Source organism: Clostridium sp. YIM B02555, assembly GCF_022320955.1.
Classification (GTDB): Bacteria; Bacillota; Clostridia; order Clostridiales; family Clostridiaceae; genus Clostridium; species Clostridium saccharoperbutylacetonicum.
This window is the reverse complement of sequence record NZ_JAKJJY010000015.1, coordinates 121,219-146,620: the sequence shown is the minus strand read 5'-3', so window position 1 is coordinate 146,620 and position 25,402 is coordinate 121,219. Positions and strand designations below refer to the sequence as shown.

The 25,402-nt window shown below is 30.3% G+C and carries 28 protein-coding genes; 2 read left to right on the top strand and 26 right to left on the bottom strand.

Going from position 1 to position 25,402, the window contains the following annotated elements; translation table 11 throughout:
• Window positions 1-234: 234 nt before the first annotated feature.
• A complete protein-coding gene (locus L3B98_RS19265; protein WP_015390753.1) occupies window positions 235-642 on the bottom strand; it encodes a hypothetical protein in 408 nt (135 codons plus the stop codon).
• Window positions 643-743: 101 nt separating this feature from the next.
• Between L3B98_RS19265 and yyaC the strand changes: the two genes are divergently transcribed.
• Window positions 744-1,280: a spore protease YyaC gene (yyaC, locus tag L3B98_RS19260; RefSeq protein ID WP_238917890.1), complete on the top strand. Its 537-nt coding sequence runs from the start codon at window positions 744-746 to the stop codon at window positions 1,278-1,280.
• 56 nt (window positions 1,281-1,336) lie between these two features.
• Here the strand turns inward: yyaC and mreB are convergent, their stop codons facing one another.
• The 25 genes from mreB to L3B98_RS19135 all read right to left on the bottom strand — a co-directional run bounded on the left by mreB (window position 1,337) and on the right by L3B98_RS19135 (window position 24,782).
• Entirely contained in the window at window positions 1,337-2,371 is a 1,035-nt protein-coding gene (gene mreB, locus L3B98_RS19255; RefSeq protein WP_015390751.1) for a rod shape-determining protein MreB, read from the bottom strand.
• A gap of 80 nt (window positions 2,372-2,451) precedes the next feature.
• Window positions 2,452-2,706 carry a sporulation transcriptional regulator SpoIIID gene (gene spoIIID, locus L3B98_RS19250; RefSeq protein ID WP_015390750.1) on the bottom strand — a complete coding sequence of 85 codons (255 nt, stop codon included), beginning with the start codon at window positions 2,704-2,706 and terminating at the stop codon, window positions 2,452-2,454.
• Window positions 2,707-2,809: 103 nt separating this feature from the next.
• Window positions 2,810-3,544 carry a M23 family metallopeptidase gene (locus tag L3B98_RS19245; protein WP_238917889.1) on the bottom strand — a complete coding sequence of 245 codons (735 nt, stop codon included), beginning with the start codon at window positions 3,542-3,544 and terminating at the stop codon, window positions 2,810-2,812.
• 221 nt (window positions 3,545-3,765) lie between these two features.
• A complete protein-coding gene (gene spoIID, locus L3B98_RS19240) occupies window positions 3,766-4,830 on the bottom strand; it encodes a stage II sporulation protein D (RefSeq protein ID WP_238917888.1) in 1,065 nt (354 codons plus the stop codon).
• A 159-nt stretch (window positions 4,831-4,989) separates the two neighbouring features.
• Window positions 4,990-6,252 (bottom strand): UDP-N-acetylglucosamine 1-carboxyvinyltransferase, encoded by a 1,263-nt coding sequence (murA, locus tag L3B98_RS19235; RefSeq protein ID WP_238917887.1) that lies wholly within the window; start codon window positions 6,250-6,252, stop codon window positions 4,990-4,992.
• A gap of 110 nt (window positions 6,253-6,362) precedes the next feature.
• Complete coding sequence (locus L3B98_RS19230) at window positions 6,363-7,010, bottom strand: hypothetical protein (protein ID WP_238917886.1); 648 nt, start codon at window positions 7,008-7,010, stop codon at window positions 6,363-6,365.
• Window positions 7,011-7,221: 211 nt separating this feature from the next.
• Entirely contained in the window at window positions 7,222-7,635 is a 414-nt protein-coding gene (gene atpC / locus L3B98_RS19225; protein ID WP_238917885.1) for an ATP synthase F1 subunit epsilon, read from the bottom strand.
• 14 nt (window positions 7,636-7,649) lie between these two features.
• Window positions 7,650-9,041 carry a F0F1 ATP synthase subunit beta gene (gene atpD / locus L3B98_RS19220; RefSeq protein WP_015390744.1) on the bottom strand — a complete coding sequence of 464 codons (1,392 nt, stop codon included), beginning with the start codon at window positions 9,039-9,041 and terminating at the stop codon, window positions 7,650-7,652.
• 15 nt (window positions 9,042-9,056) lie between these two features.
• Window positions 9,057-9,911, bottom strand: a complete 855-nt coding sequence (atpG, locus tag L3B98_RS19215) for an ATP synthase F1 subunit gamma (protein WP_015390743.1) — start codon at window positions 9,909-9,911, stop codon at window positions 9,057-9,059.
• Between the two features lie 41 nt (window positions 9,912-9,952).
• Window positions 9,953-11,467: a F0F1 ATP synthase subunit alpha gene (atpA, locus tag L3B98_RS19210; RefSeq protein WP_238917884.1), complete on the bottom strand. Its 1,515-nt coding sequence runs from the start codon at window positions 11,465-11,467 to the stop codon at window positions 9,953-9,955.
• A gap of 10 nt (window positions 11,468-11,477) precedes the next feature.
• The gene (locus tag L3B98_RS19205; RefSeq protein ID WP_015390741.1) at window positions 11,478-12,017 is read right to left on the bottom strand and encodes a F0F1 ATP synthase subunit delta; all 540 of its coding nucleotides are present in this window, start codon (window positions 12,015-12,017) and stop codon (window positions 11,478-11,480) included.
• A 2-nt stretch (window positions 12,018-12,019) separates the two neighbouring features.
• Window positions 12,020-12,499, bottom strand: coding sequence for a F0F1 ATP synthase subunit B (locus tag L3B98_RS19200; RefSeq protein WP_015390740.1), 480 nt, complete (start codon window positions 12,497-12,499; stop codon window positions 12,020-12,022).
• A 63-nt stretch (window positions 12,500-12,562) separates the two neighbouring features.
• The gene (atpE, locus tag L3B98_RS19195) at window positions 12,563-12,778 is read right to left on the bottom strand and encodes an ATP synthase F0 subunit C (protein ID WP_015390739.1); all 216 of its coding nucleotides are present in this window, start codon (window positions 12,776-12,778) and stop codon (window positions 12,563-12,565) included.
• 44 nt (window positions 12,779-12,822) lie between these two features.
• Window positions 12,823-13,515: a F0F1 ATP synthase subunit A gene (locus tag L3B98_RS19190; protein ID WP_015390738.1), complete on the bottom strand. Its 693-nt coding sequence runs from the start codon at window positions 13,513-13,515 to the stop codon at window positions 12,823-12,825.
• Window positions 13,508-13,873 (bottom strand): hypothetical protein, encoded by a 366-nt coding sequence (locus tag L3B98_RS19185; protein ID WP_238917883.1) that lies wholly within the window; start codon window positions 13,871-13,873, stop codon window positions 13,508-13,510. The genes L3B98_RS19190 and L3B98_RS19185 overlap by 8 nt, the downstream gene beginning before the upstream one ends.
• A gap of 578 nt (window positions 13,874-14,451) precedes the next feature.
• Window positions 14,452-15,633, bottom strand: coding sequence for an acetyl-CoA C-acetyltransferase (locus tag L3B98_RS19180; RefSeq protein WP_077360299.1), 1,182 nt, complete (start codon window positions 15,631-15,633; stop codon window positions 14,452-14,454).
• A gap of 228 nt (window positions 15,634-15,861) precedes the next feature.
• Window positions 15,862-17,016, bottom strand: coding sequence for a UDP-N-acetylglucosamine 2-epimerase (non-hydrolyzing) (gene wecB, locus L3B98_RS19175; protein ID WP_015390735.1), 1,155 nt, complete (start codon window positions 17,014-17,016; stop codon window positions 15,862-15,864).
• A gap of 140 nt (window positions 17,017-17,156) precedes the next feature.
• On the bottom strand, window positions 17,157-17,651 hold the full coding sequence (locus tag L3B98_RS19170) for a deaminase (protein ID WP_015390734.1): 495 nt from the start codon (window positions 17,649-17,651) through the stop codon (window positions 17,157-17,159).
• Between the two features lie 83 nt (window positions 17,652-17,734).
• Window positions 17,735-18,364, bottom strand: coding sequence for a uracil phosphoribosyltransferase (gene upp / locus L3B98_RS19165; RefSeq protein ID WP_015390733.1), 630 nt, complete (start codon window positions 18,362-18,364; stop codon window positions 17,735-17,737).
• A gap of 404 nt (window positions 18,365-18,768) precedes the next feature.
• The gene (gene rpiB, locus L3B98_RS19160) at window positions 18,769-19,218 is read right to left on the bottom strand and encodes a ribose 5-phosphate isomerase B (protein WP_015390732.1); all 450 of its coding nucleotides are present in this window, start codon (window positions 19,216-19,218) and stop codon (window positions 18,769-18,771) included.
• A gap of 112 nt (window positions 19,219-19,330) precedes the next feature.
• Window positions 19,331-20,380: an L-threonylcarbamoyladenylate synthase gene (locus tag L3B98_RS19155; RefSeq protein ID WP_238917882.1), complete on the bottom strand. Its 1,050-nt coding sequence runs from the start codon at window positions 20,378-20,380 to the stop codon at window positions 19,331-19,333.
• Between the two features lie 122 nt (window positions 20,381-20,502).
• Window positions 20,503-21,090 carry a hypothetical protein gene (locus L3B98_RS19150; protein ID WP_238917881.1) on the bottom strand — a complete coding sequence of 196 codons (588 nt, stop codon included), beginning with the start codon at window positions 21,088-21,090 and terminating at the stop codon, window positions 20,503-20,505.
• 62 nt (window positions 21,091-21,152) lie between these two features.
• Window positions 21,153-22,235 carry a peptide chain release factor 1 gene (gene prfA, locus L3B98_RS19145; protein WP_015390729.1) on the bottom strand — a complete coding sequence of 361 codons (1,083 nt, stop codon included), beginning with the start codon at window positions 22,233-22,235 and terminating at the stop codon, window positions 21,153-21,155.
• A 178-nt stretch (window positions 22,236-22,413) separates the two neighbouring features.
• Window positions 22,414-24,171 carry a peptide chain release factor N(5)-glutamine methyltransferase gene (gene prmC / locus L3B98_RS19140; protein ID WP_238917880.1) on the bottom strand — a complete coding sequence of 586 codons (1,758 nt, stop codon included), beginning with the start codon at window positions 24,169-24,171 and terminating at the stop codon, window positions 22,414-22,416.
• Between the two features lie 26 nt (window positions 24,172-24,197).
• Window positions 24,198-24,782, bottom strand: a complete 585-nt coding sequence (locus L3B98_RS19135; protein ID WP_015390727.1) for a thymidine kinase — start codon at window positions 24,780-24,782, stop codon at window positions 24,198-24,200.
• Window positions 24,783-24,966: 184 nt separating this feature from the next.
• On the opposite strand from L3B98_RS19135, the gene rpmE reads away from it, so the two are divergent.
• The gene (gene rpmE / locus L3B98_RS19130) at window positions 24,967-25,173 is read left to right on the top strand and encodes a 50S ribosomal protein L31 (protein WP_015390726.1); all 207 of its coding nucleotides are present in this window, start codon (window positions 24,967-24,969) and stop codon (window positions 25,171-25,173) included.
• Window positions 25,174-25,402: the final 229 nt, after the last annotated feature.

Below are 25,402 nucleotides of genomic sequence, written 5' to 3'. Positions count from 1 at the left end.
ATGGATTCGAACCATCGAAACGAAACGTAACAGATTTACAGTCTGCCCCCTTTGGCCACTCGGGAATTCCTCCTTATTCTGTTTTCACAGCAGTTGCTTGACAATCAATCAACAATGACTAGTATATCTGCAAATTGTATTTATTTCAACTCTTATAATCATGCATTTGCAGAAATTAAATCCAACTTACTCCACATTTCTGCAATATACTTCATTTTAATATACTAATCTAAATTATTTTTTCTTTTTAATTATTTTATTTATATTATCAATATCTATATACTTAGAACTTATCTCTTCTATCTTTTTATAATCTTCTATCAATAATCTCTTTTTTAAAAGTTTAAATATATTTACTATTCCTTCCTGTTCATTTGCATCATTAAAATATTCTCTTATTGTTTCAACATCAAATGCAGACAACTTTTTTATGATCTTTTCTATATCCTTCTTATCATCTGATGATAGTTTCTCCAACATTGTACTTTTATCAACTTTATATGGACTTTTTGTAAAAGATAATACTTCCTTGCTGTAATCTCCCTTATCATTATTTAATTTCCCAGGATTCCAATACAATAATAAATATATATTAATTATTATTGTTAAAATTAGAATAAAATACACAAAAATTCTTTTCATACAAATCTCCTTTTATAGTATTTATTCCCATATTTTTTTTTTTATACTATCTTCTTCTTAGTTCACATATATATATATTGTGAAAGGGGGATATATCCTTTATGCTAAAGCCAGACATTAATTATACTTTTGAGTTTCATCATAATTTAACTCTAAAAATCAAAAATTTTCTTTCAGAAAATACTGTAATAGTTTGTATAGGTACTGACAAATGCATTGGAGATTGTTTAGGTCCTTTAGTTGGATCTATTTTAACCGAAAACTTTTTTCCTCTCCCTGTTTACGGTACTTTATCAGCTCCAATTCACGCTTTAAATATAGATGAACGTTTAGACGAGATACGTGTAAAACATCCAAATGCCTCCATAATTGGAATTGATGCTTGTTTAGGAGATGAAGATGATATTGGGCAAATTCGAATAAGAGATTATGCCATACATCCTGGAAAAGGAGTAGGGAAAGAGCTTCCTGACGTTGGTATATCATCTGTTATTGGAATCGTTGACTCAAGTGATAATGCTGAATTCTTCTTTTCACGCAGTATAAGACTATCCTTTATTATGAATATGGCCAAGATAATATCTAGGTTATTTATAGAAGCCTATGCTTTAAATCACGAACAATTTCCAATGCTTTAAGATTAAAAAATAAATAACAGTCTAAAATAAATTTTGGACTGTTATTTATTCCTTCATTATTCTACAAGAACAATTTGTTGAGCATTCACTTCATTATCTAACTTGTCTAGATAATTAAGTACTTCACCGGTTCCATTAACAACACATTCAACAGTATTTTCAGCAACAATTGCAGTTACTCCTGTTTTAAACTCTATAAGCTTATCCAAACCATGTATTAATGCTCCTCCACCTGTCATTACTATTCCTCTTTCAATTATATCTGAAGCTAACTCAGGTGGTGTTCTTTCTAATACTCTTTTTACTGTGTCAACAATTGCTTCTACAGGTTCCTTTATAGCATTTCTTACTTCTTCTGTAGTAATTTCCACTTCATCTGGTAATCCTGTAACAAGATTTCTTCCCTTCATCATACAAGTTAAACTTCTAGAATTTTTAAATGCTGATCCAATATTTATTTTTAAATCTTCAGCTGTTTTTTCTCCAATCATTAGCTTGTATTCATTTCTAACATATTTAATTATAGCATCATCAAATTTGTCTCCACCAACTTTTATTGAATCTCTTTCTACAACTCCACCTAAAGAAATGACAGCAATATCAGAAGTCCCTCCTCCAATATCAACTACCATACATCCACTTGGCTTTGTTATATCTAAACCAGCCCCAATAGCAGCTGCAAGCGGTTCTTCTATTAAACGAACCGTTTTAGCACCTGAATTCATAGCGGCATCAATAACAGCCCTCTTTTCTACTTCTGTAGCTTGAGATGGTACACATACAATAACCTTTGGTGCTCTAACATTTCTCTTTCCACATGCTTTTTTAATAAATTCTTTCAACATTTTTTGAGTTATATCATAGTCAGAAATAACTCCTTCTCTCAGTGGTCTAACTGCAACGATATTTCCTGGAGTTCTTCCTATCATTTTTCTTGCTTCTTCACCTATAGCCAACAATTTATTATTATTTTTGTTTATGGCTACAACTGATGGTTCCTTTAGTATAACTCCTTTTCCCTTCACATAGACCAATACTGTTGCTGTTCCTAAATCAATAGCTAAGTCTATCCCTGTTCTCCAAAAACCCATTATTTTTTTCACTCCTATAATACATATTAATACCTATGATTACATAATTCTACTAATATTATATTATAGACTTATTTTCACTAAGATTCAATAATTTTATATTTCATTTGGGTAGCTTTTCCACCTCTAATGTGCCTTTCTGACTTGTTCAATTCTAATATCGAGTGAGTTTCTTGAGCAATTTCAGGATTTATTTTCAAAAGCCTTTCTGTCATATCTTTGTGAATTGTGCTTTTACTAACACCAAAAACCTTTGCAGTTTTTCTTATTGTAGCTTTTGAATCTATAATATATTTTGCAACATCTAGAACCCTTTCTTCAATATAATCTTTCAAAATACCACTTCCTTGATTTAATAATTTATAAATTACAATTTTTCTTTCTATTAGCCATTCACCATTTAACAGGATGAATGACTAATATAATCTTCTTATATTGTTATTTAGTTTTTAAGTTAAAATATTTTTCTGGATTAACTTGCTCTCCATTGGCATCAATTACTTGCAAATTTAAAAATTCACCAAAGGCATCTTTACTAAATACCTTAGCTGTTTCTCCTACCTTTGCAATAACTTGATTGGCTTTAACCTTATCACCTTTTTTTACTGATACATCTGCATCAAGATTTCCATATCTTGTTCTTAATCCATTTGCATGTTTAATTTCTATGACTACGCCTTCTTCAACACCTGAGTTCTCAGCAAGTTCTACTACTCCATCTGCTGCTGCTTTAACTTCGGTCCCTATTTTAGCTTCTAAATTTACCCCTCTAATAGTTCTAAAAATTCCTTCTTCCATTTTTACTGGTGAAGGATAAGTATATTTTCTACTTTCAATACCATTTAATGGATTTGAAAAATTCACTTTATTAGTTGTAGTTACTGCAGCTGATTTTTCAGTTTTTGTTTTATTAACAGTATCACTATTTACTTTCTCATCATTTTGAGCTCTCTCAGCATTTTGAATTTGATTTGCTGGTTTATCATTAGTATTTAATGTTAGCTCTTTGCCTCTATCATCTGCGTCTGTTTTATTTACTTCCTGCTTATTATTAAGCATTTTATACGAAACTGTACCCACAGTCACTATTACGCAAAGGCAGAGGAATAAAGCGATATAAAATCCCTCCTTCCTAAATAAATTTTTAAATTTTTCTTTTAAATTTTTGTTCAAAGTGAACACCTCCTATTGATATAGTTCCCTTTTTTTGAAAATTAATACATAATTTTATTTTTTTATTCCACATTTTTTGTTTTAAACTATTTTCTATTCAATCTTCTTTACATAAGTCATTTTAAAGTATGCCCACTTTTAAAAATTACAAACAAGAAAATAAACACAAAAAATACTTGTCTTACATAGTCATAAACTATTAAAAAACAAGTATTTTTCAACTAAGTATATATAATTTCTGCAATCTTAACTCCATTATAATAATGCTTAAGAATATTATCATATGTATCGCCATTCTTAGCCATAGCATTTGCACCCCATTGACTCATTCCAACACCATGTCCATAGCCCGTGCAATTTATTTTTATTGAATCCTTATTAAATTCTAAAGTAAAATTACTTGAATTTAAATTAAACAACTCTCTAAATTGAGTTCCCTTAATAGATTCTTTTCCTATTCTTATTATTTTTACACTTCCACCGTCTGTATGGCTGTCTATCTTGATTTGTGAAGGCAAATTATCTGCTTTAACATTTGCCTCTGGATATTTTGCATTGATTTTATTTATAAATTCACTTATAGGAATTTCTGTATTAGTTTTAAATTTAGGTGCATTTTCTTCCCCTTTACTTTCCTCAGACTTCAAATATGGTACATCAATTGAAAATACATCTTTTGCATCTTCAGTTTTTCCAGAACTTGTTGCAAAAAATTGAGGATATTCTAGCACACTTCCATCATAGGTGAGAATCTGCCCTTTTGTATCATAAACTGCTTTTTTTATTTTACTCCAATTATCTTCTCCATCCTTACTACTCCATTTACTTAGCCTCTCTTTCTTACTCATATATACTTGACAGTTATTTGTATCACAAACTTCCGCATCATGACTTTTTGCATCTTTACACGGATTCACCCGCTTACTCATATAAAATGTTCTTGCTGCAACAGCTTGAGCTTTTAGCGCTTCCTCACTAAAATTTGCAGGAACTTCACTTGCTACCACTCCAATAATGTATTCTTCTAAATCTAATTCTTCCACTTTGTTTTCTTCCTTACGATATAACTTCACTTTCCCATTTGTAGGAAATGTTATTCCTCCCCCTTTAACTACATCTACATCTCCATTTCCAGTATTAAATGCATTAATGCTACTCTTCCCTAATCCTAAAAATATTATTGGTAATACTATTAATGTCAATAAAATCGCCAAAGTCATAATAGCAATTGTATATACGTTATTGCTTATTTGTATATTCCTGTTTTTTATATTGATTATTCTCATTAATTCCCCTCCCTAAGTCTACGTTATTATATGTATTAAAATTATTACTTATGATAATTATGTAACCCAACTTTTCTTCATATATAAACAATTCCAACCACTTTATAACAAAAAATATCTCACAATGTTTCATAATTACATCATGAGATACAATATACTTTAGACAGTCACTCTATATATTTCTGCTCCTAATTTTCTAAACTTCTCTTCAATATTGACATATCCTCTATCAATATGATAAATATCACTTATTTCAGTTTGTCCTTCTGCTGATAATCCACTTAAGATCATTGCTGCTCCAGCTCTTAAATCCGTTGCTTTAACTTCACATCCTGTTAGTTTTTCTATTCCTTCAATTATGGCAGTTCTTCCATCAATTTTTATATTAGCCCCCATTCTTAACAATTCAGCAACATGCATAAATCTATTTTCAAAAACTGTTTCTGTAATGACGCTAACACCTTTAACTACAGATAATAAGCTCATCATTTGTGCCTGCATATCTGTAGGAAAACCTGGATATGGAAGTGTTTTTATGTCAACGGGGTTTTTAGTCCCTGTACCATCTACTATTATAGAATTATTTTTATAATCACTAAAATTTACTCCACATTCTTTTAATTTTTCTATTATAGGTCTTAAATGTTCTTCATTTATTCCATTTATCTTTATTTTACTATTTGTAATAGCTGCTGCTATCATAAATGTTCCAGCTTCTATCCTATCATATATTGGAGTATAAATCGTTCCTTTTAAACTTCTTACTCCTGTAATTGTTATTTTGCCGAATCCTGCCCCTTCTATTTTCGCACCCATCTTATTTAAAAATTGAGCTAAATCCCAAATCTCAGGTTCTTCAGCTGCATTTTCTATTATAGTAACTCCATCAATAAAGATTGATGCCATAATAATATTTTCAGTTGCACCAACTGAAGGGAAATCTAAATATATTCTACTTCCTACCATTTTTTTTGCTTTTACTTCTACAAATCCATGATCTGTCTTAACCTCAGCTCCAAGAAGTTTAAATCCTTTAAGATGTAAATCTATTGGCCTGCTGCCTATATTGCAACCACCTGGTAAAGATAATTTGCAATAACCAAATCTAGCAAGCATAGGACCCATAATTAAAAATGATGCCCTCATTTTTCTCATTAATTCTTCATTTGCATCCATTTCTACCATGTTTTTTGTATCTATTATTAATTCATTACTAATATCTGAAATATCAACATTACAATTTAATTCACTTAATAATTTACATATAACTTCTACATCTTCCAATCTTGGTGCATTTTCTATAACTATTGGTTCTGGACATAATATAGTTGCCGCTATTATTGGTAAAATTGAATTTTTTGCTGAACTTATATCAACTTCACCTTTAAGCTGCTTTACACCCTTAACCACTATTTTCTCCATATTATCCTCCATAATAAATTGTTGAGCATTCGAAAAATAAATAAAATTTTAAATATACATTATAAAACAAACTGTATAAATAATCGTTTAAATAAATTTTTCAATATGCTTTAGTATGTTGTAAATATTATTGGTGTACCAATTATTATATGTGAACCAGTATTATATCGAGTTAATGCAAAGTTAACCTTATTTCCATCTTTCAAATATCCTGTCCCAGTATAACCATTGCTAATTTCTAATAACTGTACATGCTGAATATTGTTTTGATCTATAAATTTATCTAACGAATTCTTATTTCCTGTAATTTCTTTGCATTCATAATAAATAAAATACTGCATACTTTCTAAATTCTTATTTTCTAATTTTCTAAGCATATTTTTCAAATCCACTGTTGATAACTTTGAATTTCTATTTATTATTGTGATTTCAACATAGGTATATTGATTCTCACACCAAGATTTTGCATTAATATTATAATCATTATTATCAACTTCAAACTGATCTTTTTGGATTTCTTTATAATTTCCGCTTATATTCTGAGTTAAATATTCTTTTATCCTAAGATTCTCACTATTTATATCATTTTTAGTTTTATATTGAAGCTTTACACCATTTTCATTAAATTCACTTATATTTCTAAGATTTTGTTCAATAGAATTAAATGAAGTTTCATCAACTTTAATACCTTTTGAAACAGCGCCTAAATTAAAAAAAGATAATAATATAAGAATTACTGCACTTATTTTTATATTCATGTCACATCCCCCTTATTTTATCTTTCTTAATTATGGCCATATCTTCAAATTTTATTCTTTATTATTTGTATATTATATAGTATTTAATTCTCAAAATTTTGTGATACATTGTCAATATCTAGAATAAAAAATCGCAAAAAAATAAAGTGTAAATCTTTTATATAGATTTACACCTATATAAAAGTTACTACACTTTAGTAAGCTTAAAATATTATCTATGATGAATAGATTTTTTTAATTTTAATCTTTCCTTTGCTCTAAGTAATGCTGATTCAGCTCTTTGCTTATTGTAAGTTCCAATATCTTTAAGTCTTTTTTCAGCTCTTTCCATTGCTTCCTGAGCTCTTACTTCATCGATATCTTCTTCAAATTCAGCAGCATCACTACTTATTAACATTTCATTATTATTAATTTGTACTATTGCTTTTGAAATGAATAATTCTTCATCATTACCTTTAGCATCTTTAAAAAATGCAATACATGGTACTGTACTAGCTATCATATTTCCATGATTTGCAAATACTTGAAATCCTCCATCTACACTTTTTAAAGAAATTTTTTCAACATCTCCACTATAAACCTCACGGCTTGGTGTTATTATTTTTAGTAAAAAGGTATTAGCCATAGTTGCTCATCCCCTTATCCTAAAGTTTTAGCTTTTTCTATAACATCATCTATAGTACCTGCAAATAAGAATGCTGATTCAGGTAACTCATCATATTTACCTTCAAGAATTTCTTTAAATCCTCTAATAGTTTCTTTTACAGTTACATACTTACCTTTTAATCCTGTAAATTGTTCACCAACTGTAAATGGTTGAGATAAGAATCTTTGTATTCTTCTTGCTCTAGCAACTACCGCCTTATCTTCGTCTCCTAATTCATCTACACCTAGGATAGCAATGATATCTTGTAATTGTCTATATTTTTCAAGTACTCTTTTAACTTCTGCTGCCACTTTATAGTGTTCTTCACCAACTATTCTTGGATCAAGAATTCTTGAAGTAGATTCTAATGGATCTACAGCTGGATATATACCAAGCTCTACTATACTTCTAGATAAAACTGTTGTTGCATCTAGATGTGAGAATGTTGTTGCTGGTGCTGGGTCAGTTAAGTCATCGGCAGGAACATATACTGCTTGAACTGATGTAATTGATCCATTAACTGTTGATGTAATTCTTTCTTGAAGTGCACCCATTTCAGTTGCAAGTGTTGGCTGATATCCAACGGCTGAAGGTGTTCTTCCAAGTAACGCTGAAACCTCAGAACCTGCTTGCGTATATCTGAATATGTTATCTATGAATAATAACACATCTTGGCCCTTATCTCTGAAGTATTCTGCCATAGTAAGTCCAGTTAACGCAACTCTCATTCTAGCTCCAGGTGGCTCATTCATTTGACCAAACACTAGTGCAGTTTTGTCAATAACCCCTGATTCTTTCATTTCATAGTATAAATCGTTACCTTCTCTTGATCTTTCACCAACTCCAGTAAATACTGATAATCCATTATGTTGTTTAGCTATATTATTTATTAATTCTTGAATTAATACTGTTTTACCAACTCCAGCTCCTCCGAATAGACCGATCTTACCACCTCTTTGATATGGTGCAAGTAAGTCTACTACCTTGATACCTGTTTCAAACATTTCAGGCTCAACAGATTGATCTTTAAAACTAGGTGCTGGCCTATGAATTGGGTATTCTTGTTTGATTTCAACATCACCACAATTATCTATAGGCTTTCCTAAAACATTAAATAATCTTCCTAATACTTCTTGACCTACTGGAACAGAAATAGGTGCTCCTGTATCAACAGCATCCATTCCTCTTTTTAAACCTTCTGTAGCTGACATAGCTATTGTTCTAACTATATCATCTCCAACGTGTTGTTCAACTTCTGCTACTAATTCATTATCTCCCGCCTTAATTACAATCGCATTGTATAAATTCGGAAGGGAATCTGAATCAAACTTTATATCTATTACTGGTCCAATTACTTGAACCACTTTTCCCATCTTTCCAGGCATTAAGATACCTCCTTACTAATTTTGAGCTGCTGCTCCTCCAACAATTTCAGATATTTCTTGTGTGATCGCACCTTGTCTAATTCTATTAAATTTAAGCTTTAACTTATCTAATAAATCATCAGCATTCTTTGTAGCTCCATCCATAGCAGTCATTCTTGTACTTTGTTCACTACATTTTGAACTTAAAAGTATGCCTCTAATTTTTCCTTTTAAATAAATATTAAGCGTATCTTCTAATACTAATTCTACACTAGGCTCAATAATGAACGATCCTACACCATTACCTTCTGATTTCTCTATAGGTAACATCTTAACTGATTTTGTTTCCTGCTTAACTGATGATACGAATTCAGAATATACGATATTTACTTCTGAAACCTCACCATTTAAGTACATTTCAAGAGCTTTATCAAATATTACTTTTGCTTCGCTTACTGTTGGTACATCTCCAATATCTACATATTCTTCTATTGGCTCTACCTTAATTTTCTTTAAATAACCAAGACCCTTGCTTCCAACTAAAATAACCTTCGCTGTATCTCTATTCTTTCCAATAACTTGTGCTAATTGAGATACTACACTACTATTAAACCCACCGCATAATCCCGAATCCGAAGTTATTACAACATATAATTTATTTTTACTATCATTTCCTTCAAAATAAACGTTGCTTCCGTCTTCAGATGCTGCAGTTGCAAGATTTCTTACAATTGGTTCAGTTATATCAGTAAACTTACTGTTTACTGCAAACTCTTTTTTAGTTTTTCTTAACTTAGAAGTGGCAACAAGTCCCATTGCATTAGTGATTTTTCTTGTACTTTCAACTGACTTAATTCTTTTCTTAATATCAAGAAGTCCAGCTGCGCCCATGATTTCCACCTCCTAAGAAGGGCATAGCTTAAAAGTTTAAGCTATGCTTCTTTTAAAAATATCTTTTTGAACTCAACTATAGATTCTTCTAACTTTGCTTTTATTTCATCAGTCAAAGTTTTTTCTGTAAGAATTGATTTTCCTAGTTCTCTATAGTGAGTATCAGCATATTCTAAGAATTCTTTTTCGAATCTCTTTATATCGCTTACTTTAACATCTGATAAGAAGTCGTTAACTGCTGCATATAACATCATAACTTGTTCTTCAACTTCAAGTGGACTATATTGATCTTGCTTTAATACTTCAACTAGTCTCTTACCTTTTTCAAGTCTTCTGCTAGAATCGGCATCTAAATCAGACCCAAATTGAGTAAATGCTTCTAATTCTCTGTATTGTGCAAGGTCTAATCTTAGAGTACCACTTACTTGTTTCATAGCTTTGATTTGTGCACTACCACCAACTCTCGATACCGAGATACCAGCATTAACCGCTGGTCTTTGACCTGCATTGAACAAATCAGATTCTAAGAATATTTGTCCGTCTGTTATAGAAATAACGTTTGTTGGTATGTAAGCAGTAACGTCTCCAGCTTGAGTTTCTATAATTGGAAGTGCTGTAATTGAACCTCCACCTAATTCCTTAGACAATTTAGCTGCTCTTTCAAGCAATCTTGAATGGATGTAGAAAACGTCCCCTGGATAAGCTTCTCTTCCTGGTGGTCTCTTAAGTAGTAATGACATTGATCTATATGCAGTTGCATGCTTAGATAAATCATCATAAATTATTAATACATCTTTACCTTGATGCATAAAATATTCACCTATACTACATCCAGCATATGGTGCAATATATTGAAGTGGAGCTGTTTCTGATGCAGTAGCACTTACAACTACAGTATAATCCATAGCACCATTTTCAGTGAAAGTATTAACAAGATGTGCAACTGTTGATTGTTTTTGACCAATAGCTACATATATACAAATAACATCTTTTCCCTTTTGGTTTAAGATTGTATCAATAGCTATAGCTGTTTTACCAGTTTGTCTATCTCCAATTATAAGTTCTCTTTGACCTCTACCAATTGGAATCATAGAATCTATAGCCTTAATTCCTGTTTGTAATGGTTGATTAACTGAGCTTCTGTCAATGATACTAGCAGCTGGTGTTTCAACTGGTCTGTGTTCAGCAGCTGTTATAGGGCCTTTGCCATCAATTGGTTCTCCTAAAGCATTAACAACTCTTCCTATCATTGCTTCACCTACAGGAACTTCAACAACTTTTCCAGTTCCTTTAACTATATCGCCTTCTTTTATTCCTTTTTCATCTCCTAAAAGAACACATCCAACGTTATCTTGTTCAAGATTTAAAACCATCCCATATACATTATTAGGGAATTCTAATAATTCCCCTTGCATACAATTGTCTAATCCATAAACTCTTGAAACACCATCTCCTATTTGGATTATAGTACCAGAATCTACTGTTTTAATATCACTCTCATACTTTTCTATTTCTTTTTTGATAATAGAAGTTATTTCTTCTGGTTTAATATTCATGGATTCACCTCTATTCTTTCTTAAGCATTAATTCTTTCATTTCTTCTATCTTTGATTTTATAGTACCATCAATAATATCATTTCCAACTTTAACATAAACTCCACCTAAAAGGCTTTTATCTATTTTTGTATCAAATAATATAGTTTTATCGTACTTCTTTTCAAAGATATTTTTTAATTGTTCTAATTCTTCATCTAAAAGTGGCACAGCAGTTTTAACTACACCTCTTATAGTGTTTCTTCTTTCTAAATCAATGTCTACCATTTGATTTAGCTTTTCTCTTAAATAAAGTACTCTTCCCTTTTCAATTAACACAATTAAAAAAGCAAGTAGTTCTTCATCAATTTTTCCTTTAAACAAATCATTGAATAATTGTTTTTTCTTAGCTGTATTTACTTTTGGATGTTTAATTACTTGATAAAAGTCTTCATTGCTATCAAATAGATCGCAAATATCTCTTAAGTCCTGTAAATATTCATCCACTTTATTATTTTTTTCAGCGATTTCATATAGCGCTAAAGCATATCTTCGATCTAAATATTCATACATACCTACATACCTACCTTAGCAATAAAATCACCGATAAGTTTTCTATGTGTATCTTGATCAATTTGTTGTCCTAATGCTTTAACTGATAATTCTACCGCTAAATCTACAGCTTGCTTTCTTATCTCATGTTCTGCTTTTTCTTTTTCTCTTTGAATTTCTAGATTAGCTCTTTCCTTTACAGAAACTGCTTCTGCTTTTGCATCACCAACAATTTCTTCATAAAGCTTTTCACCTTTTTGCTTTTGCATTTCGGTGATTTTATTGCCTTCTTCTTTTGCTGATTTTAAAATTTGTTCATTTTGAACTAAATATAGTCTTGCTTTTTCAGCATCTTCATCTGCTTTAGTTAACTTGTCATTTACATATTTTTGTCTGTCTGAAAGTATTCCTTTTATTTTATTCCAAAAGAAATGCCTTGCAATCAAAATTATAATACCAAAATTAACCCAGTTCATTATTAACGTTGATAATTTTATTTCCATCTTTTACCTATATCCTCCCTTCGGAGTCAATATAATTAACTCATACAAACTCATATTTAGTTATTATTTGTTCATTACTAAGAATGCAATTACTAATCCATAGATTGCAGTTGCTTCTGAAAGTGCAGCACCTAGAATTAACATAGTTTGAATTTTACCCATTTGTTCTGGTTGTCTACCAACAGCTTCTGCTGCCTTACCTGTAGCTATACCTATACCTATTCCTGCTCCAATACCTGCTAATACAGCTATACCAGCTGCTAAAACTCCTAATCCCATTGTGATTCCTCCTAAATAATTAAATTTTTATAGTTTTTATTTTTTTAATGATCTGCTGTTACTTTAATGTTAATCATTGTTAACATTGAAAATACAAGCATTTGGATTCCACCATCAAACAAATCAAAGTATCCATGTAAAAAGATTGGTGTACCAAGTTGTGCAAGCATTGCAATATGGCCTAATTGTTCATAAATCAGATCCAATATTATTACCGCTGCAACCATATTACCAAAAAGTCGAAGGGACAGTGATACTAAAAGTACAAATCTCTCCATTATGTTAATTGGTAACATAAATGCATATGGATGCAATAACCCTTTTCCATAAGATAAAATGCCGTGTTTCTTAATAGCATTTAGATTTACAACTAAAAAGGTAACTATTGCAAATGATGCTGTTACACTTAAGTCAGATGTTGGTGGCGCAATACCTATTAATCCTGTGAAATTTAAGATAAGTAAATAAATCATTAATGTTCCTATATAAGGCAAAAATGACTCGTACTCTTCTCCCATAACACTAACTAACAAGTCACGTATAGATTGATAAACTTTTTCTAAAGCCGATTGAGTCTTACTAGGATCTTTCAACTTCAGATTCCTTGTTAATAGAAAAGCACCTATTCCCAAAATTAAAATAACAACCCACTCGACTATTATGCTTGCTGTAATGTCGATTGTAATGCCAAAAATTTCGGGGGAAAATATAGGTATTAATTCCTTCAACCTAAACACTTCCTTTCCTATTTTTTATGTTGAATCCAACCAGTAGAATATAATGAGAAACAAAACCTGCCATGTAGTACATCATATAAGATATATTTTTTACAAATGGCATGAAAGTAGCAACTATGAATGCCATCCTTAAAAAATATGTCACTGATATAATCCACTGCTTTCCTTCTTTCCTCAAATATTTTTCAATTATGTATCCATACGCCAAAAAATTAGCTAAAGCTACACAAACCCCTACTGCATAGATTCCTGCATTTATAAAGGTAGAAGTAAATGCTATCACTAAAGCTACTAATATACCACTTACCAAATCATATTTTATGGTTTGTAAAAGCAGTTTATTCATCTCTTTATTCATACACATCCCCCTTAACCTCAATAGATATATTATATCTTTTATGTTTATCATTAACAAATTACTATTTTTAGTTAAATTGCGTCTGTATATCCCATATAAGTTAATTATAACGATAATACTCCCGAATGCTTAGCAATTTCAACATTTTTCTTTTTTTTTCTTATTTTTTGACTTTTATTATAACTCTTAAGTCTTTTTTCAGAATATTTTATTAATTGAATAATTATTTGGCTTTTCATGTTAACATTTTCATTACAAAATTTGTTATTTATTTTTATCAATTCTATGAAATTTGGAGAAATATCACCTTTTTTAAGTTTTTTTTAATGATAATTCCTTTATATTCAAAATATGATATTTGAATATATAAATTTTTACTTATTCAAAATTTATTTTTTATTTTTAATTAATTAATCAATTATTCATTATTAATTAATCAACTATTCACTAATTCAAATACTATTTTCCTCCTTAGTATACTCTTTTATACCGAATCAATTAAAATTTTTATTATATAAAAAAGTTACTATGATAATATATCTTATCATAGTAACTTGTTGCGAATGTGAACTTGTATACTAAACTCTTTCAACTATAAGAGCTGTTCCCATTCCTCCACCTATACATAATGTTGCAAGACCTTTCTTAGCATCTCTCTTTTCCATTTCATGAAGAAGAGTTACTAAGATTCTTGCTCCAGATGCTCCAACTGGATGGCCTAAAGCAATTGCTCCACCATTAACATTTACTTTTGACATATCAAACTTTAAGTCTTTAGCTACTGCTAAACTTTGTGCTGCAAAAGCTTCATTAGCTTCAATTAAGTCTAAATCTTCAATTGTTAAGTTAGCTTTTTCTAATGCTTTTTTAGTTGCATGGAATGGACCATATCCCATTATAGCTGGATCTAATCCTTTTGAACCATAAGAAACTATTTTAGCCATTGGCTTAATTCCTAATTCTGCTGCTTTTTCTGCACTCATAATAACAAATGCTGCTGCTCCATCATTAATTCCTGAAGCATTACCTGCTGTTACTGTACCATCTTTAATAAATGATGGTTTTAATTTTGCTAATGTTTCTACTGTTGTTCCGAATCTTGGGAATTCATCTGTATCAAATACTTTTGGATCTCCTTTTCTTTGTGGAATAACAACTGGAACTATTTCATCTTTAAATCTTCCTGATTTAATTGCTGCTTCAGCTTTTTGTTGTGAAGCTGCTGAAAAAGCATCTTGTTCTTCTCTTGTTAGTCCCCATTCTTTAGCAATATTTTCAGCTGTAACTCCCATATGGTAGTTATTAAAAGAATCCCATAATGCATCATTTATCATTGAGTCAACCATTTTACCGTCACCCATTCTTTGTCCCCATCTAGCAGACTTTAATAAATAAGGTGCAGCTGACATATTTTCCATACCACCAGCAATAATAACATCAGCATCTCCAGCTTTTATCATTTGAGCTGCTAAACTTACTGCTCTAAGTCCTGAACCACAAACTTTGTTTATAGTCATAGCTGAAACTTCTTGTGGTAATCCTGCTTTTATTGTTGATTGTCTTGCAGTGTTTTGACCAAGTCCTGCTTGAATTACATTACCCATGATAACTTCTTCAATTAATTCTGGTTTAACTCCTGCTCTATTAACTGCTTCTTTGATTACTAAAGCTCCTAAATCTACTGCAGATACATCTTTTAATGCTCCACCAAAACTTCCTAATGCTGTTCTTACGGCACTTACAATAACTACGTCTCTCATGTTTGACCTCCTAAAATTCTATAAAATATTTATTTTCGTTAAATTATTAACATATCTAAATTATACCCTCTATTATTTTTTTTATCAAGTAAATTTTGTTAAATTTTAAACAAACTTCATACTTTTATAATTATCCATACCAAAAAAGCATATTTGCTTAATTTCTATAAAAATTAAGCAAATATGCTTGCAAAACATAACTCTAATCCAATTAATACACTAATTATACTATTTTATATTTTTAAACTCATCTACTTCATTTGAACTTAATTCAAAATACTTTAATATAGCATCTGCTATTCTTCTTGAAGCTTCTCCATCTCCATAAGGATTAATAGATTTACTCATTTTTGAATATGCTTCAGAATTTTTTAATAATTTATTAGCTTCACTCACTATTTTATCCACATCAGTTCCCACAAGCTTAACTGTACCAGCTTCAACTGCTTCAGGTCTTTCAGTAACATCTCTCAATACTAGTACAGGTTTTCCTAAATGAGGTGCTTCTTCTTGCAATCCACCAGAATCGGTCATTACCATAAATGATTTATTCATTAAATTATGAGTTTCTTTAGTATCTAATGGGGATAATAAATGTATTCTATCCTTTCCACCTAATCTCTCAAAAACTACATCTTTAACTACTGGATTTAAATGAACTAAATATACTAATTCTACATCAGTGTTTTGCTCAACTATCTTATTTAAAGCCTCACAAATATTTTGAATTCCTTCTCCCCAGTTTTCTCTTCTATGAGCTGTAATCATTATAACTTTTCTATTGAAATCTATATTATTTAATTCGTCAGTTTCAAAAACATAATTTTCTTCAACAGTATGTCTCATAGCATCAATTACAGTGTTTCCTGTAATGTATATGTCAGATTCATTTATGCCTTCTCTTAACAAATTTTCTTTTGACCCCTTAGTTGGTGCAAAGTGTAAATCTGCTAAGCTTCCTGTAAGCTTTCTATTCATTTCTTCTGGAAAAGGAAAGTACTTATTAAACGTTCTAAGACCAGCTTCAACATGACCAACTTTAATTTGTTGATAAAACGCAGCTAGTGATCCAGCAAAGGTTGTTGTTGTATCTCCATGAACTAAAATCATATCAGGTTTTTCTTCTTGAAACACTTCTTCCAAACCTTCTAAAACTCTGCTTGTAATCCCTGTTAACGTCTGCTTTGTTTTCATTATATTTAAATCAAAATCTGGTTTGATGTCAAATAACTCTAAAACTTGATCTAACATTTCTCTATGTTGAGCTGTTACACAAACTTTTGACTCAATTTGCTCTCTTTTTTCCAATTCTTTTACTAGAGGTGCCATTTTTATAGCTTCAGGTCTAGTTCCAAAAATGGTAATAATCTTCTTTGTACTCATTTTTACTTCCTCCAATTTAAGCTTGATTAAGTCAACTACTAGTAAATCAGTAGTCAACTGTTGAGGATAAAACCATAGTTTTTATGGATTTTAAAATTCCACCAATAGATTTCACCTTAAATTATTGCCTTCGGCACAATTTAATATCCTGCTTCCATAGTAATTTTTAAAGAATCGTCATCATCTATCCATGAATTCACATCAATTTCTCTATATTCATCCTTCGAATCTCGTATAACAACATTAATAATTCCTGAATTGATTATCAATCTTTTACACATTGAACATGAATTAGCATCTTTTACGTATTCCTTTGTTTTCGAATCTTTTCCAACTAAATAAAGTGTTGCTCCAATCATATCCCTTCTTGAAGCACTTATTATAGCATTAGCCTCACTATGTACACTTCTACATAATTCATAATGTGTTCCCCTTGGAACATTAAGCGTTTCCCTTATGCAATTATTTAAATCAATACAGTTTTTTCTTCCTCTAGGCGCTCCTGTATATCCAGTAGAAATTATCTCATCGTTTTTAACTATTATTGAACCATAGTTTCTTCTTAAACAAGTTCCTCTTTCTAGAACTGTTTCTGCAATATCTAAATAATAATTATGCTTATCTCTTCTTTCCATACTACACATCCCCCGTAAGTATAAATTATTTTGGGTTATACTAATAACTCTAGATATTTATATGGGTTTTATTGATGTATTTTTTACTTAGTTCCAAATAATCTATCTCCTGCATCACCAAGACCTGGTACTATATAACCATGTTCATTTAATTTTTCATCTATAGATGCTAAGTAAATATCAACATCATCATGTGCTTTTTTAACAGCTTCAATTCCTTCTGGGGCACCTACTAAACACATTAATTTTAAATTTTTTGCTCCTCTATTTTTAAGCATAGTTAAAGCATCTATTGAAGATCCTCCTGTTGCAAGCATTGGATCAACTACTATAATATCTCTTTCAGCTATATCTTGTGGTAATTTACAAAAATATTCAACAGGTTGAAGTGTTTCTTCATCTCTATATAATCCAATATGACCAACTTTAGCTGCTGGAATCAAATTTAATACTCCATCAACCATTCCAAGACCAGCTCTTAAAATCGGAACTACTGCCATCTTCTTACCTGCAAGCATTTTACACTTTGCCACAGCTACTGGTGTCTTCACTTCTACTTCTTCTGTATGAAAATCTCTTGTAACTTCATAAGCCATTAACATAGAAATTTCTTCTACTAACTTTCTAAAATCCTTTGACCCTGTTTTTTCATCCCTTAAGAAGGCTAACTTATGTAATATTAGTGGGTGATTTATCTCGATAACTTTACTCATTTTTTTATTCCTCCAATTTTACTATTGATATTTATATTTTATACATTATATGTATTTTCTAATTTATGTTTTTCAGTACTGCATAACTGCTTTTTGATAATCTTAGCAATGTATATCTGATCTTTTTATGTTCTTAGTGCAGTATACCTGCTTTTTTATCGCTTGCAGTTACATCATACCTATTTTATTAATGATCTTGATTGCAGCATAGCTGCTTTTTTCTTTACCTTTATCATAACATCTGCATTTTTTAGGCTTTCGCAGAATATAGTTTGTTTTTTATGATCTTGGTTGCAGCATAGCTGCTTTTTTCTTTATCTTTATCATAGTATATCTGCATTTTTTAGGCTTTCGCAGAATATAGTTTGTTTTTTATGATCTTGGTTGCAGCATAGCTGCTTTTTTTAATGTGTGTATTTTTTTTCTATATCTGAAATCTTGTTTATTCTTTTTTGATGTCTGTCACCTTCAAATTTTGATGATAAGAAAGTTTTTACAATATCTAAAGCAAGACCTGTTCCAACAACTCTTTGACCCATAGTTAATATATTTGCATTATTATGCTCTCTTGTTGCATGCGCACTAAAGGTATCTGAACACAATGCAGCTCTAATACCTGGAACCTTGTTTGCAGCAATGCCTATTCCTATTCCTGTACCACAAATTAATATTCCAAATTCATATTCTTTTGCAACTACAGCTTCTGCTACTGGTAATGCAATATCAGGATAATCGCATGAATCTGTTGAATGTGTTCCAAAATCTTTTACTTCATATCCTTCGCCATTTAAAAACTTAATTATTTCATTTTTTAGTTCTACTCCACCGTGATCGCATCCTATTGCAATTTTCATAACAAATCATCTCCAAATCATATTTATTAATTAGAAATATATTATTTTAGAATATATTTTCGCAATTGACAATATACAATTGACAATTGATAATCTAACATTGCTAACTGAGTTAAACCTCAATAATATCAAATCCAGCTGCCTTATTTAATCTATTCATAATAGCTATACCTACACCCTTTTCTTCATATCCCTCAGCCAAAACTATATCTGCTCCTAAATCATCGCATTTTCTTAAGGCTTCAAACAAATTTCTAGCTACAGTTGATAAATCTTTTATGCTGCCTATCACTATGCTAACTCCATCTGTATATTCATTAACATTTTCTTCAACAGTTAAAATACAAACTTTCTTACCTTTTTCTATATTATAGTGTACCATTTCTTTTATTTTTTCAATAGTTTTTTTTCTTTCTCCAGTTATTACCGTAACTTTAGCATTAGGGGAGTAATGTTTATACTTCATACCTGGAGCTTTAGGCTTTAAATTCTCCTGAGGCTTTTGCATAATAGCCTTATCTAACTGAATACCAGAATCAACCCCTCTAAGCATCTCCAATGTTATTCCACCCGGACGCAAAACAATAGGTGGAACTACAGTACAATCAACAATAGTAGATTCAACTCCAATATTGCTTTGCTCTCCACCTAAAATACAATCAACTTTTTCATCTAAATCTTCTATACATCTTTGAAAATCTGTCGGACTTGGTCTTCCACTTATATTGGCCGATGGTGCAGCTATAGTAGTATTAGACAGTTCAATCAACTTTCTAGCAATCTCATCATCTGGCATTCTAATACCTATTGAATCTAAATTAGCACTAGTAACTCCAGGTATTATATCCTTCTTCTTTAAAATAACTGTTAACGGACCTGGCCAAAATTTGTCTATCAATTGTTTTGCAACCTCTGGAACTTCTTTTGCATACAGTTCCACATTTTTTGAAGCAATATGAATAATTAACGGATTATCCTGCGGTCTTCCTTTAGCCATAAATACTTTTTCCACTGCTTTTTCATTAAGTGCATCTGCACCTAACCCATAAACTGTTTCGGTTGGAAATACTACAATACCTCCATTTTTAATAATTTCAGCTGCTTCTACTATTTTCTTTTCATCTACTTTAGGATCTTTAATTATATAAACCTTAGTTTTCAACTAACAACACCTCTTTCCGAATCAGCACATTAATTATATATAAGTTCTAATTAAGATTTTACATCTCACTTCAAGAAATCCCTAATGGATTTTATCATTAATTGACAATTGAAATGTATGTATTAAACTATAAGCTGCCCTCTTGCTATTTTTATATTCTGTATACTTTCACCAGTATATATAGCTTTTACACAATGTCTATATATTGAATCAAGTAATAAATATTTTTTAAGACCACCTCTTTTAATAACTTGAAAGTAATAATCGTTTTGAGGATTTATCTGTTTAATAGCATTATAATCCTTAGATATTTGAGGATATCTTTTAAAAAAGTTTTTATCTATTGGTCTCAATGCTCTATTTTTAAAAACTACACTCGTAACAATAACTATTTCTAAATCAAAATCTGATTTATTTGTATGTACTAAAGCAACTTTATCACATATAATTAAATTTTCTTTTGTAAAAATACCCGTTTTAAATATTAACCTATTACTTAAATATCTGTATTCAACCCTATATCCATTCATTTTAATAATAATAGAAATTACAATTAACAACTCAATAAAAAACACATAGCTTATATAAAATACTTTTGTTAATCCAGTGACTAATAACGCTAAAGGAAGTATACAAGCAATTAAACCCATTATAATTAAAAATATTCTAAGATGTGCTTTTTCTCTTTTAACAGCCCTATATATATCCATATCTAATCTCCCAAAGTACTTTGAAAGCCTCACAAACTAATGCAAGGCTTTCTTGGTAAATATTACACTTCTGTATTTCCCATTAACTTCATTTTTTCCGCTTGGTCTGCTGTAATAAGTGAATTTATCATTTCATCAAGATCTCCGCCTAAGAATGCGTCTAATTTATATAAAGTCAAGCCAATTCTGTGATCAGTAATTCTTCCTTGTGGGTAATTATAAGTTCTAATTCTCTCACTTCTGTCTCCAGTTCCAACTTGACTCTTTCTATCTTCAGCAATTCCTTCTGCTCTTTCTCTTTCTGCTTGCTCAAAAAGTCTTGATTTTAAAACCTTCATAGCTTTTTCTTTATTTTTCAACTGTGATTTTTCATCTTGACACGAAACAACTAATCCACTAGGTATATGTGTAATTCTAACAGCTGAATCTGTAGTATTAACGCATTGTCCTCCATTACCAGATGCTCTAAATACATCTATTCTTATATCTTTATCTAAAACTTCAATTTCAACGTCATCAACTTCTGCAAGTACCGCTACTGTTACTGTTGATGTATGAATTCTTCCACTTGATTCAGTATCTGGTACTCTTTGAACTCTATGTACTCCACTTTCATACTTTAATTTTGAATAAGCTCCATTACCTTTAATCATAAATACAACTTCTTTAAATCCACCAAGATCAGTTTCATTTAAACTCATAATTTCAACTGACCATCTTTGAGTTTCTGCGTATCTTGTATACATTCTAAATAAATTGTATGCAAATAGTGCTGCTTCTTCACCACCTGCACCACCTCTGATTTCAACGAATACATTCTTTTCATCATTAGGGTCTTTTGGTAATAATAAAATTTGTATTTGATTTTCTAATTCTGCTTCTTTATTAGTAAGATCAGCTATTTCTTCATTTAGCATTTCTCTCATTTCTTTGTCGCTTTCGCCACTTAGCATTTCTTTGTTAGCTTCTAAGTCTTCTATAACTTTCTTATATTCTCTATAAGCATTAACTATTACTTCTAAGTCAGCATGTTCTTTACAAAGCTTTCTCCATTCATTTTGATTCTGCATAATTGATGGGTCACTGATCTTAACTGATAATTCATCATATTTATTTTCTATGAACTCTAATCTATCTAATAACATCTAAATCACTCCGTACTTATTTTTTCACATTTTTTCATTATACCACAAAATTGGTCAGTTAACAATTGTCAGTTTACAGTTAATGTTGAAATTACTTCGTAATTTATATAATTTATATTCCAAGAAAAATCCCTGACTTTTCTCACCTCTAACTGTAAACTGTAATTTGTAACCTGCATTAACTCTTAACTGCTATAACTATTCTGTCTAGACCAGCAAAATCTTTAATTACTCTTACATCTTTAAAATCATTTTCTTCCATTAAAGACTTTACGCTTTCTCCTTGATTATATCCTATTTCAAAAGCTAATATGCCATATGTCCGCAAAACTTCTCGACTTTGACTAATTATTTTTTTATAGAAATCTAATCCATCGATACCTCCACTTAATGCTGTATGAGGCTCATAATTCTTCACATCTTCCATAAGTTTACTTATTTCTTCCTCTTCTATATAAGGAGGATTTGAAACTATAATGTCATATATTTTTTTCTCTTCTATAGGCTTTTCTAACAAATCACTTTTCACAAAAGTAACTCTATTCTCCAGATTAGTTTTTTGTATATTAATTAACGAAACTTTTTCTGGGATTGGATAATAATCTATTAAATCTACCTTTATATTTTGCCTAAAACTTGCCAATGCTATACCAATAGCCCCTGATCCTGAACATAAATCACATATATACTTTTCTTCACTTTCGTCTATAAGTTTAAGCACTTCTTCAACTAATATTTCCGTATCATCTCTTGGTATTAAAACCCCTTCTTCAACGTATAAATCAAGCCCCATAAATTCACATTTATTTAAAATATATTTAACAGGCATTTTATTTCTACGTTTTTCAATTAAATCAAAGTACTTTTTAGTATCCTCTTCACTAACTTCTTCTTCTTTATGAGTAATTAAATAAACTCTTTCCTTTTCAATTACGCTTCCTAATAATAACTCAGCATCTAATCTAGCTGTATCAATTCCTTTATCTTTTAAAGTAACTGTTCCAGAATTTATTAGATCTTCAATTTTTTTAGCATCCTTAATTCCTTCTGCAGCTTTTAAAGATGCAATAGCCACTTCAATTTGTGAATCATCAGGCTCTTTAGTAGTTAATAATTGTAACTTAAGACCTGGATATGCTATGATTTTAGCTAATATGCTGTCATTTTTACCAAGCCATTTTATAAGTTCATAACTTATTCCTGTAACTACTGGTATAAATACAATTCTAAGCACTAATCTTTCTACAATTCCACCCCATCCAGTAAAAGAAAAAACTATTATACTAACAAACATAACTAAGAATAAAAAATTTGTTCCACATCTAGGATGAAGTCTTGGTTGTTTTCTAACATTTTCTACTGTTAGCTCTTCCATAGCTTCATAACAAAATATAGTCTTATGTTCAGCACCATGATATTGAAACACTCTATATATGTCACTAAGTTTGCTTATTAAAAACATATATAATAGAAGTATTATTATTCTTATAACAGCTTCAACCAAATTTAAAACAACATTAGAAACACTTAGAACTTTAAAAAAAGAAGCTATCCCTGTAGGCAATGCAACAAAAAGCCCTATTGCAAAAATAAATGAGATAAACATAGTTATTCCAATTAGCACATTATTAGCTTTTTCACCCAATTTGTTTTCAAGCCATTTCTCAAATTTTGATGGTTCTTCTTCTTCATCTTCTAAAAATGAAGCTGAATAATTTAAAGATTCCATACCAATTTTCATTGACTCCACAAGTACAAAGAAGCCTCTAAGAAAAGGTATATTTAAAAACGGGAATTTCTTGGTAATAGGCCTGTTATCCTTAAAATCTATCTGTATATTTCCTTTTGGAGTTCTAACAGCCGTTGCTAGGCTTTTACTACCTCGCATCATAACACCTTCTATGACTGCCTGCCCTCCAACATCACATCTTTTCATTTATCTAAATCACTTACTCTCTTATATTATTTTTCTTTAAATTTGTAATAACATTCTCCACATAAAGATTCATATTGTACATTATCTTGCTCATCAATTGCAATCTGTTGACCTTCAAAGACAAATTCATTATTTATTTTTCTTCCATTAAATATTGCCTTTTTACCACACGCACATATCGTCTTCATTTCTTCAATACTATGCGCGAGCAGTAGCAGCCTTGTACTACCTTCAAACCCGTTTCTTTTAAAATCTGTCCTAAGTCCATAACATATAATAGGAATATTAATTTTCACAGCAATTTCAAATAACTCATCAATTTGCTGGCTTTTTAAAAATTGAACTTCATCTACTAATATGCAATCTATATTCTGATTTTTATTTAAATAACTATGTACTATTTCTCTAATATCCTCAGCTTCAGATATCAAAAAATCCACTTTTCTTTTTACACCAAGTCTTGATACAAGAGTTTCTCCACCTTTATTATCAACTTTAGGTTTCATAATTACTATTTTCATACCACGTTCTTCATAATTATGTGCAACCTGCATCAAATGAGTTGACTTACCAGAGTTCATTGCACCATATCTAAAATATAATTTACTCATTTATTAATATTCTCCTTTTAGGTATCATACTCGATTATATCATTTAATTCTCATCATAAAAAGATATTTTTATATTATTGCTAATCTAATTAATTATTGACGCTAAAATTCCACTGTGCTATAATCTAATGGTTGTTATTGAATAATTAACATAAGTTTATATAATTGAAAGAGGTGAAAAATAATGAGAGAAGGCATACATCCAGAATACCACGAAGCAGTGGTTAAGTGCGCATGTGGAAACACTTTCACTACTGGTTCTACTAAAGAAGAACTAAAAGTTGAAATATGCTCTAAATGCCACCCATTCTTCACTGGTAAACAAAAAATTGTTGACGTTGGTGGAAGAGTTGATAAATTCAACAAGAGATTCAACCTTGACAAAAAGTAATACCCCTAGGAAAGACACAGTCTTTCCTTTTTTTAATGTTTCAGAAATAAATATATTTTAAAGTCAAATTCATATACTTTATATTTTCATATATTAAAATTAACAACAAAATGTGGTATAGCCACTTTACTTCATGCTTATCAATACATAAAAAATCATATTAATTAAGAAATATTAACCAATTCTTAATATTTTTTTATGTATATTATAATATATATATAATATAATA

Coding starts and splice junctions, on each gene's coding strand:
- L3B98_RS19150 (WP_238917881.1), bottom strand. CDS start 21,090: ATGGATATATATAGGGCTGTTAAAAGAGAAAAAGCACATCTTAGAATA.
- L3B98_RS19170 (WP_015390734.1), bottom strand. CDS start 17,651: ATGGAAAGAAGAGATAAGCATAATTATTATTTAGATATTGCAGAAACA.
- upp (WP_015390733.1), bottom strand. CDS start 18,364: ATGAGTAAAGTTATCGAGATAAATCACCCACTAATATTACATAAGTTA.
- atpC (WP_238917885.1), bottom strand. CDS start 7,635: ATGGCTAATACCTTTTTACTAAAAATAATAACACCAAGCCGTGAGGTT.
- atpA (WP_238917884.1), bottom strand. CDS start 11,467: ATGAATATTAAACCAGAAGAAATAACTTCTATTATCAAAAAAGAAATA.
- rpmE (WP_015390726.1), top strand. CDS start 24,967: ATGAGAGAAGGCATACATCCAGAATACCACGAAGCAGTGGTTAAGTGC.
- prmC (WP_238917880.1), bottom strand. CDS start 24,171: ATGAAAAGATGTGATGTTGGAGGGCAGGCAGTCATAGAAGGTGTTATG.
- L3B98_RS19205 (WP_015390741.1), bottom strand. CDS start 12,017: ATGTATGAATATTTAGATCGAAGATATGCTTTAGCGCTATATGAAATC.
- L3B98_RS19265 (WP_015390753.1), bottom strand. CDS start 642: ATGAAAAGAATTTTTGTGTATTTTATTCTAATTTTAACAATAATAATT.
- yyaC (WP_238917890.1), top strand. CDS start 744: ATGCTAAAGCCAGACATTAATTATACTTTTGAGTTTCATCATAATTTA.
- rpiB (WP_015390732.1), bottom strand. CDS start 19,218: ATGAAAATTGCAATAGGATGCGATCACGGTGGAGTAGAACTAAAAAAT.
- L3B98_RS19185 (WP_238917883.1), bottom strand. CDS start 13,873: ATGAATAAAGAGATGAATAAACTGCTTTTACAAACCATAAAATATGAT.
- murA (WP_238917887.1), bottom strand. CDS start 6,252: ATGGAGAAAATAGTGGTTAAGGGTGTAAAGCAGCTTAAAGGTGAAGTT.
- atpE (WP_015390739.1), bottom strand. CDS start 12,778: ATGGGATTAGGAGTTTTAGCAGCTGGTATAGCTGTATTAGCAGGTATT.
- prfA (WP_015390729.1), bottom strand. CDS start 22,235: ATGTTATTAGATAGATTAGAGTTCATAGAAAATAAATATGATGAATTA.
- mreB (WP_015390751.1), bottom strand. CDS start 2,371: ATGGGTTTTTGGAGAACAGGGATAGACTTAGCTATTGATTTAGGAACA.
- L3B98_RS19200 (WP_015390740.1), bottom strand. CDS start 12,499: ATGGAAATAAAATTATCAACGTTAATAATGAACTGGGTTAATTTTGGT.
- wecB (WP_015390735.1), bottom strand. CDS start 17,016: ATGAGTACAAAGAAGATTATTACCATTTTTGGAACTAGACCTGAAGCT.
- atpG (WP_015390743.1), bottom strand. CDS start 9,911: ATGGGCGCAGCTGGACTTCTTGATATTAAGAAAAGAATTAAGTCAGTT.
- spoIID (WP_238917888.1), bottom strand. CDS start 4,830: ATGAGAATAATCAATATAAAAAACAGGAATATACAAATAAGCAATAAC.
- atpD (WP_015390744.1), bottom strand. CDS start 9,041: ATGCCTGGAAAGATGGGAAAAGTGGTTCAAGTAATTGGACCAGTAATA.
- L3B98_RS19135 (WP_015390727.1), bottom strand. CDS start 24,782: ATGAGTAAATTATATTTTAGATATGGTGCAATGAACTCTGGTAAGTCA.
- L3B98_RS19230 (WP_238917886.1), bottom strand. CDS start 7,010: ATGAATATAAAAATAAGTGCAGTAATTCTTATATTATTATCTTTTTTT.
- L3B98_RS19180 (WP_077360299.1), bottom strand. CDS start 15,633: ATGAGAGACGTAGTTATTGTAAGTGCCGTAAGAACAGCATTAGGAAGT.